The sequence below is a fragment of the Undibacterium sp. CCC3.4 genome (assembly GCF_034347425.1).
Taxonomy (GTDB): domain Bacteria; phylum Pseudomonadota; class Gammaproteobacteria; order Burkholderiales; family Burkholderiaceae_D; genus Undibacterium.
In genome coordinates, this window is the sequence record NZ_CP133779.1 from 3,518,161 (window position 1) to 3,534,821 (window position 16,661).

Annotated in this window: 17 protein-coding genes and 1 pseudogene; 8 read left to right on the top strand and 10 right to left on the bottom strand. The window is 53.8% G+C overall.

The features are described 5' to 3' along the window. Positions 1 to 13: 13 nt before the first annotated feature. Complete coding sequence (locus RHM61_RS15820; protein WP_322248255.1) at positions 14 to 1,021, top strand: serine/threonine protein kinase; 1,008 nt, start codon at positions 14 to 16, stop codon at positions 1,019 to 1,021. A 39-nt stretch (positions 1,022 to 1,060) separates the two neighbouring features. Continuing rightward, the gene (gene rpiA, locus RHM61_RS15825) at positions 1,061 to 1,732 is read left to right on the top strand and encodes a ribose-5-phosphate isomerase RpiA (protein WP_322248256.1); all 672 of its coding nucleotides are present in this window, start codon (positions 1,061 to 1,063) and stop codon (positions 1,730 to 1,732) included. Between the two features lie 75 nt (positions 1,733 to 1,807). Here rpiA and RHM61_RS15830 read toward each other — a convergent pair whose 3' ends face one another. Together RHM61_RS15830 and argA are read right to left on the bottom strand one after the other, a co-directional pair. Continuing rightward, positions 1,808 to 2,080, bottom strand: coding sequence for an oxidative damage protection protein (locus RHM61_RS15830; protein ID WP_322248257.1), 273 nt, complete (start codon positions 2,078 to 2,080; stop codon positions 1,808 to 1,810). Positions 2,081 to 2,181: 101 nt separating this feature from the next. Next, entirely contained in the window at positions 2,182 to 3,492 is a 1,311-nt protein-coding gene (argA, locus tag RHM61_RS15835; RefSeq protein ID WP_322248258.1) for an amino-acid N-acetyltransferase, read from the bottom strand. A 250-nt stretch (positions 3,493 to 3,742) separates the two neighbouring features. Here argA and hrpA point away from each other — a divergent pair, with 250 nt between their 5' ends. Beyond that, the gene (gene hrpA / locus RHM61_RS15840) at positions 3,743 to 7,762 is read left to right on the top strand and encodes an ATP-dependent RNA helicase HrpA (RefSeq protein WP_322248259.1); all 4,020 of its coding nucleotides are present in this window, start codon (positions 3,743 to 3,745) and stop codon (positions 7,760 to 7,762) included. Positions 7,763 to 7,795: 33 nt separating this feature from the next. Here hrpA and RHM61_RS15845 read toward each other — a convergent pair whose 3' ends face one another. The 5 genes from RHM61_RS15845 to RHM61_RS15865 all read right to left on the bottom strand — a co-directional run bounded on the left by RHM61_RS15845 (position 7,796) and on the right by RHM61_RS15865 (position 12,211). Then, a complete protein-coding gene (locus tag RHM61_RS15845; protein ID WP_322248260.1) occupies positions 7,796 to 8,395 on the bottom strand; it encodes a hemerythrin domain-containing protein in 600 nt (199 codons plus the stop codon). Positions 8,396 to 8,505: 110 nt separating this feature from the next. Next, positions 8,506 to 10,368, bottom strand: a complete 1,863-nt coding sequence (pepF, locus tag RHM61_RS15850) for an oligoendopeptidase F (protein ID WP_322248261.1) — start codon at positions 10,366 to 10,368, stop codon at positions 8,506 to 8,508. Between the two features lie 191 nt (positions 10,369 to 10,559). Continuing rightward, positions 10,560 to 10,970, bottom strand: coding sequence for a putative toxin-antitoxin system toxin component, PIN family (locus RHM61_RS15855; protein ID WP_322248262.1), 411 nt, complete (start codon positions 10,968 to 10,970; stop codon positions 10,560 to 10,562). 5 nt (positions 10,971 to 10,975) lie between these two features. Then, positions 10,976 to 11,221: a hypothetical protein gene (locus tag RHM61_RS15860; protein ID WP_322248263.1), complete on the bottom strand. Its 246-nt coding sequence runs from the start codon at positions 11,219 to 11,221 to the stop codon at positions 10,976 to 10,978. Positions 11,222 to 11,854: 633 nt separating this feature from the next. Then, positions 11,855 to 12,211, bottom strand: coding sequence for a hypothetical protein (locus tag RHM61_RS15865; protein WP_322248264.1), 357 nt, complete (start codon positions 12,209 to 12,211; stop codon positions 11,855 to 11,857). 57 nt (positions 12,212 to 12,268) lie between these two features. Between RHM61_RS15865 and RHM61_RS15870 the strand changes: the two genes are divergently transcribed. Next, on the top strand, positions 12,269 to 12,517 hold the full coding sequence (locus tag RHM61_RS15870) for a hypothetical protein (RefSeq protein ID WP_322251152.1): 249 nt from the start codon (positions 12,269 to 12,271) through the stop codon (positions 12,515 to 12,517). On the opposite strand, the pseudogene RHM61_RS15875 reads toward RHM61_RS15870, so the two are convergent. Beyond that, positions 12,450 to 12,850 (bottom strand): annotated as a pseudogene (locus RHM61_RS15875) (transposase); the annotation flags it as partial. The gene RHM61_RS15870 and the pseudogene RHM61_RS15875 sit on opposite strands and share 68 nt — an antisense overlap. A 349-nt stretch (positions 12,851 to 13,199) precedes the next feature. On the opposite strand from RHM61_RS15875, the gene RHM61_RS15880 reads away from it, so the two are divergent. Continuing rightward, entirely contained in the window at positions 13,200 to 13,685 is a 486-nt protein-coding gene (locus RHM61_RS15880) for a DUF1579 domain-containing protein (RefSeq protein ID WP_322248265.1), read from the top strand. Between the two features lie 186 nt (positions 13,686 to 13,871). Here RHM61_RS15880 and RHM61_RS15885 read toward each other — a convergent pair whose 3' ends face one another. Continuing rightward, positions 13,872 to 14,078, bottom strand: coding sequence for a response regulator transcription factor (locus RHM61_RS15885; protein WP_322248266.1), 207 nt, complete (start codon positions 14,076 to 14,078; stop codon positions 13,872 to 13,874). 213 nt (positions 14,079 to 14,291) lie between these two features. Between RHM61_RS15885 and RHM61_RS15890 the strand changes: the two genes are divergently transcribed. Next, positions 14,292 to 14,747 (top strand): GNAT family N-acetyltransferase, encoded by a 456-nt coding sequence (locus tag RHM61_RS15890; RefSeq protein ID WP_322248267.1) that lies wholly within the window; start codon positions 14,292 to 14,294, stop codon positions 14,745 to 14,747. An 11-nt stretch (positions 14,748 to 14,758) separates the two neighbouring features. Here the strand turns inward: RHM61_RS15890 and RHM61_RS15895 are convergent, their stop codons facing one another. Next, complete coding sequence (locus RHM61_RS15895) at positions 14,759 to 15,091, bottom strand: NIPSNAP family protein (protein ID WP_322248268.1); 333 nt, start codon at positions 15,089 to 15,091, stop codon at positions 14,759 to 14,761. Positions 15,092 to 15,288: 197 nt separating this feature from the next. Between RHM61_RS15895 and RHM61_RS15900 the strand changes: the two genes are divergently transcribed. Together RHM61_RS15900 and RHM61_RS15905 are read left to right on the top strand one after the other, a co-directional pair. Continuing rightward, on the top strand, positions 15,289 to 15,813 hold the full coding sequence (locus RHM61_RS15900; RefSeq protein WP_322248269.1) for an IS66 family transposase: 525 nt from the start codon (positions 15,289 to 15,291) through the stop codon (positions 15,811 to 15,813). A 548-nt stretch (positions 15,814 to 16,361) separates the two neighbouring features. After that, on the top strand, positions 16,362 to 16,661 hold the full coding sequence (locus RHM61_RS15905; RefSeq protein WP_322248270.1) for a helix-turn-helix transcriptional regulator: 300 nt from the start codon (positions 16,362 to 16,364) through the stop codon (positions 16,659 to 16,661).

Consider the following 16,661-nt stretch of genomic DNA (forward strand, 5'->3'; position numbering starts at 1 on the left):
GTACAATCTGGCCATGACAGAACACATTCTCCCGACTTCCTTTGCGGAACTCTCCCCCTTGCTGGTGCTTGATGCCGTCGATAGCTGCGGCTATCGCACGGACGGCCGCATCTTAGCGCTCAATAGTTATGAAAATCGCGTCTACCAAGTAGAACTCGATGATGCCGCACCGGTGATCGCAAAATTTTATCGCCCGCAGCGCTGGAGCGATGCGGCCATCATGGAAGAGCATCAGTTTGTTGAGGAATTGCTAGCGCAAGAAATTCCGGTGGTGCCGGCGCTGTGTGGCAGCGATGGCGCGAGCCTGCGCACGTATCAGGGCTATCGGTTTGCCTTGTTTGCGCGGCAGAGTGGGCGGGCGCCGGAAATCAGTGATGCCGCGACACTGGAATGGCTGGGGCGCTTCATCGGCCGCATCCATGCCGTCGGTGCCGTGCGTCCGTATGCCGAGCGGCCGGCCTTGGATTTACAAAGTTTTGGGGTGGCCCCGCGCGAGTGGTTGTTAGCGCATGATTTTGTGCCGCCAGCGCTGTTGCCGGCCTATCGCAGCGTGAGTCAGCAGGTGCTTGACGGTGTGGCGCGCTGTTATGAACGAGCCGGTGCAATCACGCTGCTGCGCTTGCATGGCGATTGTCATATGGGGAACGTGTTGTGGTTGGAAGCGGGCGCGCAAGCCGGGCCGCATTTTGTCGATTTTGATGATAGTCGCATGGGCCCGGGGATGCAAGATTTATGGATGTTATTGTCCGGTTCGCGCCAAGATATGCAGGCTCAATTGGCCGATATTTTGGCCGGCTATGAAGATTTTTTTGAATTTGAGCCGCGTCAGTTGTATTTGATCGAAGCCTTGCGCAGTCTGCGCTTGCTGCACTATTCGGCGTGGCTGGCGCAGCGCTGGAATGACCCGGCGTTTGTCGCTGCATTTCCATGGTTTAACACCGAACGTTACTGGCAAGATCGGATACTCGAATTGCGTGAGCAGGTGGCGCTGATGGATGAGACGCCCTTGTGGCCGGTATAATAGTGGCAAATTTTTTTCAAATGCTCAAGTGAGATTCTGATGACTCAAGATGAAATGAAACGTGCGGTGGCCCAGGCGGCGATTGCGTATGTGGTGGAAAATGATATCGTCGGGGTCGGTACCGGTTCGACGGCGAATTTCTTCATCGATGAACTGGCTAAAATCAAACATAAAATCAAAGCTGCGGTGGCCTCTTCGGAAGCGACGGCTGCGCGTTTGCTCGGCCATGGTATTACCGTACTTGATTTGAATGAGATTACGCGCATGCCGGTGTATATCGATGGTGCCGATGAAATCACCCATGAGGGGGCGATGATCAAGGGCGGTGGTGCCGCCTTGACGCGGGAAAAAATTGTCGCCTCGGTGGCCGAGCGCTTCATTTGCATCGCCGACGGCTCTAAGTTGGTACAACGTTTGGGGCGTTTTCCGCTGCCGGTGGAAGTGATCCCGATGGCGCATGCAGCGGTAACGCGTGCGCTCAATGCGCTGGGCGGCCAAGCGCAGCTGCGCTTGAAAGATGCTCAGCCTGTGCTCACCGATAACGGCAATGTGATCATCGATGTGCATGGTCTGCAGATCGCCGACCCAGCGGCGCTGGAGCAGGAAATCAATAATATCGTCGGAGTCGTGACGGTGGGTTTGTTTGCGCGGCAGGGTGCGAATGTTTGCTTGCTCGGTACGCCTGAAGGGGTGACGCAACTGACATTCTGAGGTTTGCGCTAAAAAAGAGCAGCATGCCAGCTAAGGCATGCTGCTCTTTTTTCGTTCCGGAAGCGCGGATTGAATTCAGTCGACCGGCGGCACGTAGCCGGCAGCGGCATCGGCACCATCACCGAAGAAATGGTTTTCCATTTGGGTGGCGAGGTATTTACGTGCGCGTGTATCGGCCAAGTTGAGACGATTCTCATTGACCAACATGGTTTGGTGCTTCATCCAGCCGGCCCATGCTTCTTTGGAGACGCTGTCGTAAATGCGTTTGCCCAGTTCGCCCGGATACGGGGCGAAATCCAAGCCATCGGCTTCTTTGTCGAGTTTGATGCAGTGAACTGTACGGGCCATGGTAATACTCCTTGTGTGATACCGGTATACAAAAACAGACCGAATTATAATGGAAACCTCGTCGTGCAGCCGCGCTGACTGCAGCGCCGAGGCCGACGCGCTTACAATTGCTTGATCAGCACCAGTGATTTGCGCTGCCAGTTATACATTTTCTGGCGGTCTTTCGGCAAATCGTCGAATGAGGCGTTGACGAAACCACGTTTCAAGAACCAGTGGGCGGTGCGGGTGGTGAGTACGAAGAGCGAATGAAAGCCGGCGCGGCGCGCGCGTTTTTCCATATGCTTGAGAATGCGTTCGCCATCGCCCTGACTTTGGACATCGGGATTGACAGTCAGGCAAGCCATTTCCGCCATTTTTTCAAATGGGAAGGGATACAAGGCAGCACAGCCGAAGATGACGCCGTCATGCTCGATGACGGAGAAGTAATTGATTTCGCGTTCGATCAGTTCGCGACCGCGTTTCACTAGAGTGCCATCGGCTTCGAGTGGTTCGATCAGCTTGATGATGCCGCCAACGTCTTCAATCGTCGCTTCGCGCAGACTCTCCAGATTTTCCGACGACACCATGGTGCCGACGCCATCATGGGTAAATAATTCCAGCAAGGCCGAACCATCCATCGCATACGGCACGATATGTATCCGCGCCACGCCGCCGCGCGAGGCTTTGACGGCATGTTCGAGGTAAAACGCGGAATCGGCCGGCAAATAATCGGCCTTGAGTTCGTGTTCGGCCTGGCTGAAGGAGAGCTCACGAATTTCATCGCCATCGCGATCAACCATCATCGGCGTTTCCGAGATGAAGATCAATTTGTCAGCGCGCAGGGCAGTGGCGGCCGAGACGGCGACATCTTCCATCGTCAGATTGAAGGCTTCACCGGTAGGGGAGAAACCCAGTGGGCCGAGCAGCACCAAGTTACCGCCCTCCAGAACGCGGTGTATAGTGTCGTAAGCGACTTTACGGGCGATGCCGGTGAGGCCGAAGTCGACGCCGCCGACGATGCCGATCGGTTTCGCGGTGACGAAATTGCCGGAAATGATGCGGATGGCGGCGTGCGCCATCGGCGTATTCGGTAAGCCCTGACTGAAGGCGGCCTCTATATCGAGACGCAATTCACCGGCCGCTTCTTTCGAACATTCGAGCGCAGCGGTGTCGGTGATGCGTATGCCGTTATGGAAATTACCTTCGACATTACGCAGCGCCAGTTGTTCAGCAACTTGTGGTCGCGAACCGTGGGCGATGACGATCTTAATGCCGAGCGCATGCAGCAGCGATAAATCTTGTGCCAACACCGGCAAGGCACCAGCCATCACCAGTTCGCCGGGAAAGGCGACGACGAAGGTTTTGCCGCGGAAGGCGTGAATATAGGGAGCGACTGAACGCAGCCAGTCGACGAATTGAACGGGATTTTCCATGGCGACATTATAATCTGAGACTTCGCCGGCAATGTGGCTTCTGCATGTGGCTGGCTCAAATTGGGCATTTTTTTTTGCTCTGCGATCAGCCTGCCCCAGTCTGGCGCAGTAGTGCGCCGCAAAGAGTTTTCAAAGTGGCATGTCCAAGCGCTTCAGTTCTTGCTGAAAAGTCGACAATCGCAGCGTTTCGCCCAATTTCCTGTGCCCTTACTCACCGATGCGGAAAAAATCTGGGATAATGCGCACCGATATGTCTTCTACTTTGCCCCCTAAAAATTCTACCGAAAAAATTCGGCCCGACGGCTTGGCCGGACTGCGCGAGTTGCGCGGACAATTGCGTGCGGCTGCGCCTGCACCCGAAGCGGGGAAAGCCGCCAAGCCGCACGCTGCTGCTGCTCGGCGCGGCGCGCCAGCAGCGAAGGTGCCGCCGACACAGCCTGTACCGCCGTCGCTGCCATTCCGTAATCCACCGCCGCGTATCAGTTTTCCCGAAGAATTGCCGGTGTCGGGCCGGCGTGCCGATATTGCTGCTGCCATCTCGGCCAACCAAGTTGTCATCGTCTGCGGTGAGACCGGTTCCGGCAAGACTACGCAACTACCAAAAATTTGTCTCGAACTCGGGCGCGGTCAAGCCGGTCTGATCGGTCATACCCAGCCGCGTCGGATCGCGGCCTCGTCGACCGCCAAGCGGATCGCACAGGAACTGAATTCTCCGCTCGGCGAGCATGTCGGTTTTAAGGTGCGGTTTACCGATACCCTCACTGCCGGGGCTTCGGTGAAGTTGATGACCGATGGTATTTTGCTGGCCGAAACCCAGGGCGACCCTTTACTACGTCAATACGACACCATCATCATCGATGAGGCGCATGAACGCAGCCTCAATATTGATTTTCTGCTCGGTTACCTCAAGCAGTTGCTGCCCAAGCGTCCTGATCTGAAAGTGATCATTACCTCGGCCACCATCGATGCCCAGCGTTTTGCCAATCACTTTGCCGCCCCTACTGCCGATGGTTTGGGCCGGCCGGCACCGGTGATTGAAGTGTCGGGGCGTTTGTATCCGGTCGAGTTACGCTATCGTCCGGTACAAGATTCGGATAAAGAACGCGACCTGATGGACGCGATTACCGATGCCGTCGATGAATTGTGTCGCATCGGTTCCGGTGATGTGCTGGTGTTTTTGCCGGGGGAACGCGAAATTCGTGATGCGGCCGAAGCCTTGCGCAAGCATCATCCGGCCCATGTGGAAATTTTACCGCTGTTCGCGCGCTTGTCGGCGCAAGAACAAGAGCGCGTGTTTAAAGTATCGAATGCGCGGCGCATCGTGTTGGCTACGAATGTGGCCGAGACCTCGCTGACCGTGCCGGGGATACGCTTTGTGGTCGACACCGGGCTGGCGCGCGTCAAGCGTTACAGTTATCGCAACAAAGTCGAGCAATTGCAGATCGAAGCGATTGCCCAATCGGCGGCCAATCAGCGTGCCGGTCGTTGTGGTCGCGTGGCGGCCGGGGTGTGCATACGCTTATACGAAGAAAGCGATTTCCTGCAACGTGTGAAATTCACCGAGCCGGAAATTCTGCGCTCGTCCTTGGCGGCGGTGATTTTGCGTATGAAGTCGCTGCGTCTGGCCGATGTGGAAGAATTTCCTTTCATCGAGCCGCCGCCTGGTCGCGCGATTGCCGATGGTTACCAATTGCTGCAGGAATTGGGGGCGATGGATGAAGCCAACCAGTTGACCTCGGTGGGGCGACAGTTAGCCAAATTGCCGCTCGATCCGCGCGTCGGTCGGATGATCTTGGCCGCCCGCGATAATCAGGCGCTGCACGAAGTGTTGATCATTGCCGCAGCCTTGTCGGTGCAGGATCCGCGTGATCGGCCGATGGAAGCGCAGGCAGCGGCCGATGCCGCGCATAAAAAATTCGCCGATGAAAAATCCGAATTTCAGTCGTATCTGAAAATCTGGACTTGGTTTGAAGAGGCGATTGCGCATAAAAAAACCAATCGCCAGTTGCAAGATAATTGCCGCGCCAATTTTTTGAATCAGTTGCGCTTGCGCGAATGGCGCGAAGTGCATTCGCAATTGCTGACCATCGTCAAAGAACAGGGCTGGCGCATCAACGAGACACCGGCCACCTATGAGCAATTGCATTTGGCTTTGCTGACCGGTTTGCTTGGCAATATAGGCTACAAAGCGGATGAGGAAGCGCATTACCTCGGCGCGCGCAGCATTAAATTCTTTATCTGGCCCGGTTCTAGCTTGGTGAAGAAAGCCGGACGCTGGATCATGGCGGCCGAGTTGGTCGATACCACACGCCTGTATGGACGTGGCATCGCTCAGATCAACCCGGAGTGGTTGGAGAAGGTCGGCAGTCACTTGCTGCGTAAATCGTATGGCGAACCGCGTTGGGAAAAGCGCGCCGGCCAAGTCTCGGCGTTTGAACGTGCCACCTTATACGGTTTGGTGGTCTATAGCCAGCGACGCACGCAGTATGGTCTGACCCACCCGGTCGAGGCGCGCGAGATCTTTATTCGCGAGGCCTTGGTCGAAGGCGAGTTCGACACGCGCGCGCCGTTTTTCGCCCACAATCAGAAACTGGTGCGTGAAATTGAAAATCTCGAACATAAATCGCGCCGCCTCGATGTCTTGGTTGACCAGGAATTGATCGTCGCCTTTTATGATCAATTGCTGCCGGCCGAGGTGTACAACGCCGTCTTGTTCGAGCAATGGCATCAGGAAGCGGTGAAGGCCGATGCGAAACTGCTGTACTTGAACAAAGATGACTTGATGCGCCATGAAGCGGCCGGCATCACCACCGATTTATTTCCGAAAGCCATGCAGGTATCGGGCGTGGCCTTGCAACTTGCTTACCATTTTGAGCCGGGCAGCCCGCGTGACGGCGTCACCTTGTGTGTGCCGCTGTTTTCGCTCAATCAGGTTTCAGCGGAACGCTGCGAGTGGCTGGTACCGGGCATGTTGAAAGAAAAAATTCATCTGCTGATCAAATCGCTGCCGCAAAAAATCCGCCGCCATTGCGTGCCTTTGCCCGAGTATGCGGCAGGGTTTGCTGAACGCTGCGATTTCGGTAAGGGTAATTTTCTTGATGCCGTGATCGCCGATATCCGCACGCAAAAAGGCTTGCTGTGCATGAGTACGGATTTTAAATTCGAGACGCTGCCGGTGCACTTGACGATGAATTTCAAGGTCATTGATGAGCATGGCCGGCAACTCGAAATGGGCCGCAATCTGAGTACGCTGCGGGTGGAATTCGGTACCCAAGCGCGCGAAAGTTTTCAGCGCATCGCCAGTGCTGATAAATTGGCCCTGCTTGATCGCACTGGCAGCGCTGCGGCGCAGCCTGCAGTGGCCAGCAAAGCCGCCGGCGCGCAGAAGCCGCTCGCTGCGGCCGCGCCGCTGCTGCAACAACAAGAAAAGCTGACGGCCTGGAGCTTCGGTAGTTTACCGGAACTTTTGGAAGTGCAGCAAGGTAAGCAAACCTTGATCGGTTATCCCGCCTTAGTCGACCATTTGACACATTGTCAAATCGAAGTCTTCGATGACCCTGATGAGGCAGCCCGCATTCATCGGCGTGGTTTGCGTCGTTTATTCGCTTTGCAATTGCGCGAGCAAGTCAAATTTCTGGAAAAAAATATTCCCGGTTTGCAGCAAATGGGCATGCAATTCATGGCGCTGGGCTCGCAAGAAGAATTGCGCGAGCAAATCATCGAAACCGCGCTTGAGCGCGCCTGTTTGCAAGCCCCTTTGCCAGCGACGGCAGAACAATTCCAGCGTCGGCGCGAAGAAGGCAAGGCTCGCCTGAATTTGCTGGCGAATGAAATCGCCCGCATGGCCGGGCAAATCCTGGCCGAGTACCACAGCTTGCCGAAGAAGTTACAGGGTATTAAGGCGCATACCGCCGCAGCGGCTGATATGCAAGCGCAACTACAATTACTGATAGGGAAGCGTTTCATCGCCGAGACCGAATTCGCCCAATTGACGCAGTTTCCGCGCTACCTGAAGGCGATTACGGTAAGGATGGAAAAATTGCGCGCCGACCCTGCGCGCGATGGCAAACTGCTGGCCGAGTGGTTGAGCGTGGCGCAGCCTTGGCAGCGCAGCCCGCGCAAATCCGGCACCGAGGGTGACCCGAAGTTGCTGGAATTTCGCTGGTTGTTGGAAGAATTGCGGGTGTCTTTGTTTGCGCAAGAATTACGTACACCGATGCCGGTGTCGGTCAAGCGCTTACAGAAAGTTTGGGACAGCTTACAGCGTTAGCGTTAGCCTGCCGTGTGGCAGGCTAACAGCGCATTACAGCGGTTCGGCCACGCCTATCGGGGCCGGACTGATGTTGACGATGAGTGAAAACAATTGCTCATAGCGGTAGCGTTCACCGGCTTGATCGAGACGCGTGCGGTTTTCCATGAAGGCTAAGTCGACTTCTTGCCAGTCGCTGACATTGAGTACCTGACGCGCGATCGGCATGATCGATTGTTCTTCCACTGCCATATGCGCATAATAAAATGACGCATATTGTTCGACCAAATCACGGAAATTCGGAAACGCCGGTGTGCCGACGAATTCATATTGGAGCAGGGCGTCTTGCAATTGATGTACCAGACGTTCGCCTTGGCTGTGTTGCTCAGTCAATTCTTCCAATGCCGCATCAAGTTGATGCGTACGTTCGCGGATTTTCGTAAACAGATATTGGTCTTCTTTGGGGTGGTGGACTTTTTCCGGGTATTCGGCGATGTAATACAGCATGGCGCGAAATACTTTCAAGTCGGGTGCGGCGCTGCCTTTTTCTATGCCGCGTACAAAATACAGCATACCTTGTATGACGGCCGACAGGTGTTCGTGTTCGTGATGAATGATATCAATCGATACCGGGTGAAAATTTCGTGCGGACATAGTGAGCCTCCGATAGTCTGGCTTCACTTTACAACGCTGCGGCGATGCTACTTTTGATGTGTATCAAAAGTAGCAGAATTCGACTTCAAACAAACCGGCTACCGCCTTGTTCAGCGCTTGGCCAGGATGGCTTCGATTTGATCCATGATGCTGTTCATTCGTTTGAATACCGCCAGATAAGGCGCGGGAGTGGCGAGATCGACGCCGGCGCGTTTAACCAGTTGATACGGATGTTCGGCACCACCGGCTTTGAGGATGGCGAGATAATTGTCGCGCGCACCAGGCTTGCCTTGTAGTATTTCAGCGGCAAATGCCGAGCCGGCAGCGATCGAGGTGGCGTACTGGAACACATAAAAGCGCGTGTAAAAGTGCGGGATATACGCCCATTCGCTGGCATAGACCGGATCGATTTTCATCACGCCTTCGGCATCGCCATGATAGCGTTTGAGGATGTCGCCGTAAATTTTACTCAACGCTTCTCCGGTCAGCGATTCACCTCGATCGACACGGGCGTGGACTTCGCGCTCGAAATCAGCAAACATGGCTTGACGGAAGAAGGTGCCGCGCAGGTTTTCCAATGCCGAACCAAGATAGAGCAGACGCTCATCGTCGCTATTGGCGATGCTGAGCATATGTTCGAGCAAAAACACTTCATTCGTGGTCGAGGCGATTTCGGCGGTAAAAGTTGGATAGCCGGAAGTGATGAAGGCTTGGTTGCGATTAGCTAAGTAGGAATGCATGGCATGACCCCATTCGTGCGCCAGGGTCGAGACCGATTCATAGTCATCATTGTAATTGAGCAGCAAGTAGGGGTGGACATCGTAAGCCGCACCGTTCATATACGCGCCGGAACGTTTGTGCGGGCGTGGATAGACATCCATCCAGCGCGCAGTGCTGGCCGCGCTCATGGCTTTCACATACTCGTCACCGAGCGGTTTGACCGAAGCCAGCATGAGCTGGACGCCTTCCTCAACCGCGTAGTGGTAGTCGCCCGATACCAGCGCCGGATACATATCGTAATAATGCAGGTCGGCGACTCCGAGCATTTTTCCGCGCAACTTGAAGTAGCGATGCAGGGTAGGTAGGTTAGCCTGAGTTTGGGCGATCAAGGTATCGTAGACGGCGCGCGGAATATTATCGGCATCGAGTGCAGCCGAGAGTGAATCGGGATAATTACGTACCTTGGCATAGGCCGAATCTTTTTTCAATTGCTCGTAAAAAGTGACGCCGTAAGTGCGTTCGAATTCTTGCCATTTACCCCAAAAAGCATCGAACACCAGCTTGCGGTCGGCGCGTACCGGTGCGGCGCGGTACTTGGTGTAGGCGGCTTGATCGATGACGATTTCCGTGCCATTCGATAATTTTACTTTCGGCCAAGGCATGTCGGCGTTGGATAGCGTGGTAAATACAGCGGCGGCGGCATTGGTGGCCAGACCGAAGTCGGCGATCAGTTGCTCACCTTTGGCATCGAGCGTATGACTGCGGCCGCGCGCGATGTCCTCGAGCATGAAGCGATACATGCCTAACGAGCGCTCTTGTTTAAGAAAAGCGGCAATTTTCTTCTCGCCCAGTTGCAGTAACTCGGGACGCAGGAAGGCGCTGGCTTGCTCGAATTGACTGCCGAGCAGGTCGGCCGTCTGTGCCACATCTTGCCCGGCATTGGTAGCGGTATCTTGATCGCGGTATTGGCTGGCGTAGCTTTGCAGGCGTGCGTAACGCTTGCTGATGTCGGCATACAGGTCGAGGCAAGTTTTGAATTCGCCGACCGTAGTGCCGAGGTGTTGGCTACAGCGCCCGAGTTGACGCATTTGCTCAGTCATGAAGGCCGCATCTTTGTCCCACAGCGCCCGGTCGGCATACAAATCGCTGAGATTCCATTGGTAGGGTGCGGTATCGTTGATGGCGGCGTTCGCTGGCGCGATGGGAAGAGAAAACGCCAGGGCCAGGACGCTGGCGATCCAAGATTTTTGCATAGTGCTCTCCAGTATTTTTTTTGAGGTAAAAAATATACCGCAAAATACCGCCGTTATTGTTTTGTGAAGTAAGAAAATCATCGGGGAAAGGCGATTTCGATAGAATCTTCGGTTTTCCCCCAAAAAACGGATGCAAGTAGTCTGGAGAGACGCGGATTTAAGCGGTGTCGTATCAGCCGTGCTGCAGTACGTCAGCTGTCCATCATTGTTAACGCCTGCGCTGCCGTCACGATGTGCATGCCTTGATAGACGTGCAGGTTCAACAGATGCTTGTCACCCGAGACGATGGCATTGGCCTGTGCCGCCAGAGCGCACGCAATCAGATGATCGTCATCGGGATCGTCAGGCACAACACACGTTACAAAAAGTGGCGATACGACGCGCGCAAATTCCAGATACAGCGCCACGACAGCATTGGCCGTTGTACCTTGCTCTAGCAATTTCGTCGCCAAATGTGGCCGAGCTAAAACCTCGCCAAACTCCGCCGCCAGTACTGGCGAGGGAAAGAGTTCAACGTCACCTTCTACCGCCCGCTGCAGCAAGCGATAAGGCATACCACACCACAATAACGCTGATACGACGACGTTGGTATCCAAAACCATTCGCATCAGTTCGACGTATTGCCTGCGCGGCGTGCGGCGCGCACAGCGTTGACTTCGGCGACAAGTTCCTCATCGCTCATCGGTGCAAAATTGGCCGTCTGCAGTCGCAGGCCGACCGCCAAGAGGTGCCGGCCTGCGTCACGACGGATGGCATCTTCGAGCAGGGTCCCGATAGCCGCATCAGTCAGCAGACCTGCACTCCGCGCGCGTTGTGCCAGCTCATCAGGCAGAGTCAGTTTCAATGTCGTCATGATGGATTTCCTTTCGCGCTGAAAGCTGTAATTGTTGCTTGGTTGGTAAGGTGTTCCGCAGCGTCTTGACTACGTTCTTGTCTGTAATCTGCGCTTCCCTAAGTACCTTGAATACAAAATACAATAAAGCATGTCTGCTGAACGATCAAGCATCTTTGTTTGATTACAAATATTGACAAGGCTGATAGAAACATGGCGCGTATCACGCCATGTTTCGACTATCCGCCAGATATCCGAAAAGTATTCTGCACACCAAGGCCATCGCGTCGGTCACTAGGGAAGCGCGGATTTAATCGCTGTGGAATTGTCCGTTGCCAATGAGGATGCAATGCAAGGCGCCTTTCACTGTCAATAGCGAGCTATTGACAGTGAAAGGCAACGCAGCAGTGCGCCTCAGTGGCGGCGGACAAACCGCTTGGATTAAATCTGCGCTTCCCTAGGCGTCTGCGAAAAATTACCAAGACATGCGCGCCGTTTCTGATCGATGCTGCCGTGTTCAAATTGTTTTATTTGGCGCGCAACAACATCAGTCAGAAGTGGACCATGCCGATAACAGGGCGGAATGTGGTTTGTTCCGCGCTGTCCTCAGCCTGACAGACGGCACGGCTGCCTGCGTGTCCGACGCAGCCTGCATCAAATCAAACTCGCCACACAGCGCCAATTGCGCTCATGCCTTTCGCGTAAAGGCTGTATCAAAGCGTGCAAACCGTGCGATGCCACGGCTTCGTCGCCGGCATCATCTAACATTTGCAGCAATAAAACGAGTGCCTGATCATTCATACCCATTTCGCGGCGAATCATGTGCAAATCATCAAAAGCGGCGCAGATGGCAGAAAGCTCGTCGAGTAATTGATCAAAAGCTATGACCTTGAGCGTATCGACTTGCATCCCACGCAAGCGTTCCAGCGTGGCTTGCAGTTGATACAAGCGGTGTAGCGCAAAAGAGGGATGGGGTGACGATGCGCACGCAACGGGAGAATGCGTAACCATGATGGCCTCCTATGAAGACCGTAACTTTCGGGCACGGGAAACCGCTGTCAGGGAGGTGTGTTCAGCACCGAGAAAAAGCATACCGCAGGATTTTTAAAATCTCAATATGAGGAGTTCAATTTTGGTCTAGCTTTTTATCCAGTCGCACCGGTCGCCGCCGACCATTGGCACGACGCTCAGCTCGGCGCAGGCGGCTGCCTCGGCGCGGATAATCACCTTAGTGAGGCAAATCGAGTCGCAACGACGACAATTCAGCCGCCACTTGCTTGCGTTCTTTCCAGCCGTCAAAGTTCAAGCTATGTCTGACCATGTGGACGATACACAGTTGCACCGTTGCACCGTGGCTTTCTGGAAGGCCGCCTTGATTGCTTCCGTGGAGGCTTTTAGAACATCGCCGCAGACAATGAAGATATCGCTGACGCCGCGATTACGCAGTTCGGTAAGCACCTGCAGCCGGAATTGGGCCCCTTCGGTCTGGGCCACCCACATGCCGAGAACTTCCTCGATAGCATCCATATTGACGCCGATGGCAAGGTAGCAAGCCTTGACTCTGACAGCGCCGCTATCGCGGACCTTGACATGCATACAGTCCATGTAGACGATTGGATAAAGCGCATTGAGTGGACCTGTTTGCCGAGCCTAGACCTCGTCTGTCACTTGAGGATTGATTATGAAAAATTTTTTGGTCGCAGATAGATGGAAAGGTAGAGGAAATCCGTAGTTCACATGTTACGCTGTCAAGTCAGAACACCGAAATCGCTACGCAACTCGTCATTGGCTTGACACAAGCAACACGTGATCCAAACGCCAACTTGTATTGCTCCTGGAATTGACAGAGGGCGTTCTGCCCTAGCTTGACATTGTGCGCGAATACAGGCTGCCATTTCGTCGCAGGTGTCGATTGCGTTGCGTGCCTGATCGGAAAGGCGATTGCATGAAGTAGCGAAGTTTTTTTAGTTGAACAAATATTTGAAAGGTAATTTTTGTGTTGAATGAATTGGATTCTAAAACTCCCGGAGACTTTGATTTCGTGATTGGCGACTGGGTAGTCAAGCACCGTCGCTTAAAAGAAAGATTGAAAGGCAGCGAAGAATGGGTGGAGTTTGACGGCGTTTCTTCCACGAGGAAAATACTGGGTGGCTTGGGCAATCTGGAAGACAATCACCTGCACTTTCCCGAGGGTTCGTTTCGTGCAGTGGCCTTACGTTCTTATAACGTCGATACGAAAAAATGGTCGATCTGGTGGTTGGACGGGCGCTTTCCAGACAGCTTGGACGTTCCCGTGGTCGGTGATTTTTCCGATGGGGTCGGCGTGTTTTATGCCAGCGACGTGCTCGATGGTGTCCCGATCAAGGTGCGCTTCCAATGGAATTCATTAGCATCGAACGGACCACGCTGGGAGCAGGCCTTCTCGAATGACGACGGGGTAACGTGGGAGACGAATTGGACGATGGATTTCTCTCCCAAGTCCTGATTTTTGATGCCTGCGCGCGCCTGCATCTGGTGCGGTGCGCGGATGTCGCCCAGGCTAGCCTACCACAGGCGCGCCTAGCCCATGTGGCGTGACACGATGGATAGGATGCGCACAATGGCTGGGATGCCCGACCAGCAAACAGCAAGGATAGCAAGGAGCTTGCCAGCTCAGCGCCCCGGTTAGGGGCTACCAAAGCAAACCGTGGGAGTTGGCGGTTTTGAGCGCCGCATCAAAATTTTGCACATCGAACTTGTCTTTGATCATTTGCACGGCATTGTGGATCGTCTTGGGCGACAGCGCCAATTCGGCCGCAATATCGCTGGCCCGATACCCCCTGCTGTGCAATTTGAGAATTGTCAGTTCCCTGTCGGTCAGTGCCAATCTTTGCTTCATTTCCACTTTGATGCTCGGGTATTCTGATGGTCAACGATTGATTTTTTGTGCGGCCTTCGGGTCGCGCTCCTAGTGGTACCCACGGGTATCCGCGGGCGCGGGCGTCGCCATAGGCAGCAAGGCGATGCCGGCGTCCGACCGAGCCGGTTCGCAGCAACACTTCGATTGCGGACAAATGATCGAGGCCCATTTCAATCTACTTCACCGAGATCTATGAACACTTTTACTACGCGACAGGCTGCAACATCGGACCTCGACAAGCTGGCCACGATCCTTGACCAATACCGTCAATTCTATGGACGCACAAGCGATGTTTCTGCCGTACGGGAGTTCCTGCAAGCGCGCTTCCTGTACAAGGAATCGAGCACCTTCGTGGCCATCGATGGCGACCGTATACTCGGGTTTACACAGTTGTATCCATCGTTTTCCACCCTGTCGCTGGAGCGGATATTCATCCTCAATGATCTGTACGTCGACGAGAACAGTCGCCAGCGCGGTGTGGCCAAGCGACTCATCGCAGCTGCCGCCGAGTATGCGACATCGCTTGGCGCGCTGTCGCTGACTTTGTCGACAGCAAAGAGCAACGAAGCGGCCCAAGCGCTCTATAGCGCCACTGGCTGGGTACGGGACGAACACTATTATGAGTACAGTCTCAAGCTAGTGCCCTAAAGTGCAGGAAATCATTGCGTTCTCAAGGCTTTGACCACGGCTTCGTCCAATTCGAGCGTGAACGATGTATAGCACTCGATGAGCGCAACAATGGACTCCCTAGGGCCGTCGCGCCAGTCGCTGCTGCCATAAAACGCATCCTGACTCACCGCACGGTCTGGCAGATCACAATAGGCGCGAATCAAGTAGTAGGCGTTGATGTCATGTGCGGAAGGGCCGTAGTCCACGACATCGACGCCCCAGTTTCGCAGCAGCGGATAGGATGCCTCTTGCACCAAGCGATGGAAGGCGTCGCGGCATTCCGGCTTCAAAATATACGAACGGAATTCAACAAGTTTTTTCATTTTTGGTCACCTAGTTCTACTTTGACACATTCACGTGTCATCTGTTGATATAGGTTCACTGTACAGTCAATGCGGTGCTATTGCCACTCTAATGGTGAAAGCGGCGTCACTACCTCATTTCCAGACCCTCAGGTTTCCCTTAAACGCAGATATTCGTCACCGCTTTATCTGTGCTGCCTGCGCGGTGGAATCCGAAAATGTCACTGATCGCTATGGAGCTGCATTTGGTGCTCGAAGATGATACCTCGCGACCGATTCGTCAGCAATTTTTTACACTTCTGGAAAGTGAACTAACTCAGAACGAACACTTTTGGGGGTTCTTCCACAGAACACCTTATCGTTCGAACGATAAGGAACCGGGGCAGTGCATCGTCGTGTTTGATTATCAGACCGGTCGCGCCGGTGCGAGCGCGCGCGCCTTCTTTTCGGGTTGGTGGGGCTCGCTCATGGTGGACGATTACGTGGGGTATAAAGCGATGTTCGCCGAGGGCGTCACCGCACTGGCCTGCCTGGCCCATGTGCGGCGTAAATTCTTTGATCTGCATGCGGCCAACGCCAGTCCGATCGCCGCAGGGGCGCTACGCTATATCGGCCAGCTCTATGCCATTGAACAGCAAGCCAGTTCGCTCAATACGACGGGGCGTCAACAGCTACGTCAGGAACAAGCCCAACCGTTACTGAGGCAATGGCACGCTTGGCTACTGATCACACAACAGAAATGAGTTATGCAGATAGCCATGCTTACAAGAACGGGTGAGTATACGAGTTGGTTGACAGGCTATTAACTAGCCAAAAACCAGATATGCAATTAACACTCAGATGAACTACCCTACTCGCACCCCATCCGTACTCCGAATAACGACTCGGCTCATCGACCTCCCACTGTTTTGCCAGCTCGGTTTTTTCGATTCGCCCGAAAGAGTGAAAAGAGTAAAGAAAAGAAAGAATAAAAAGAGTGAGTAAGGGTGGTTTCAGAAAGGGGGGGGGGCAGTGGTCGGTCGACCTCATGGCTCTTGTTGGCCACCTGTGGGTTAATTGCATTATTGGTGATCTGAATTAATATTTAATGATTCTATTTAAAGCTGCAAGACCTTGTATATTGCCATAAAAGATTTTATTAAATCTATTACATGATAGTAGTTTGAGTCACTTTGTGCCTCTTTCAAGAAAATTCTGCTAATATAAGAAAAAATACTTATGTGTATAATTAGCTTAATTAAGCCCCTTAAACTAATTTTTATTGTTTAATGACTTCTTTAAAGGCTCATAAATGAATCAACTAAATAACGAGGAACTCGAATCCTTACTCGGTGAGACGATCAAGAGAATTCGCTTACTCAAAAATATCGACCAGCAAACCCTATGCGCTCAAGCAGGTCTCAGCGTCACCGCCCTTAAGAATCTTGAAACTGGCCATGGTGCATCCGTTAAAACCCTCATCAAAGTATTACGTGGACTCGGGAAAACAGAATGGTTGCAATCCCTCTCTCCTATCGCCACGATTAATCCAATGACCTTACTGGCCAACCAAGCGCCACGCCAACGCGCACGCCGCAGCTCGAAGGAATAA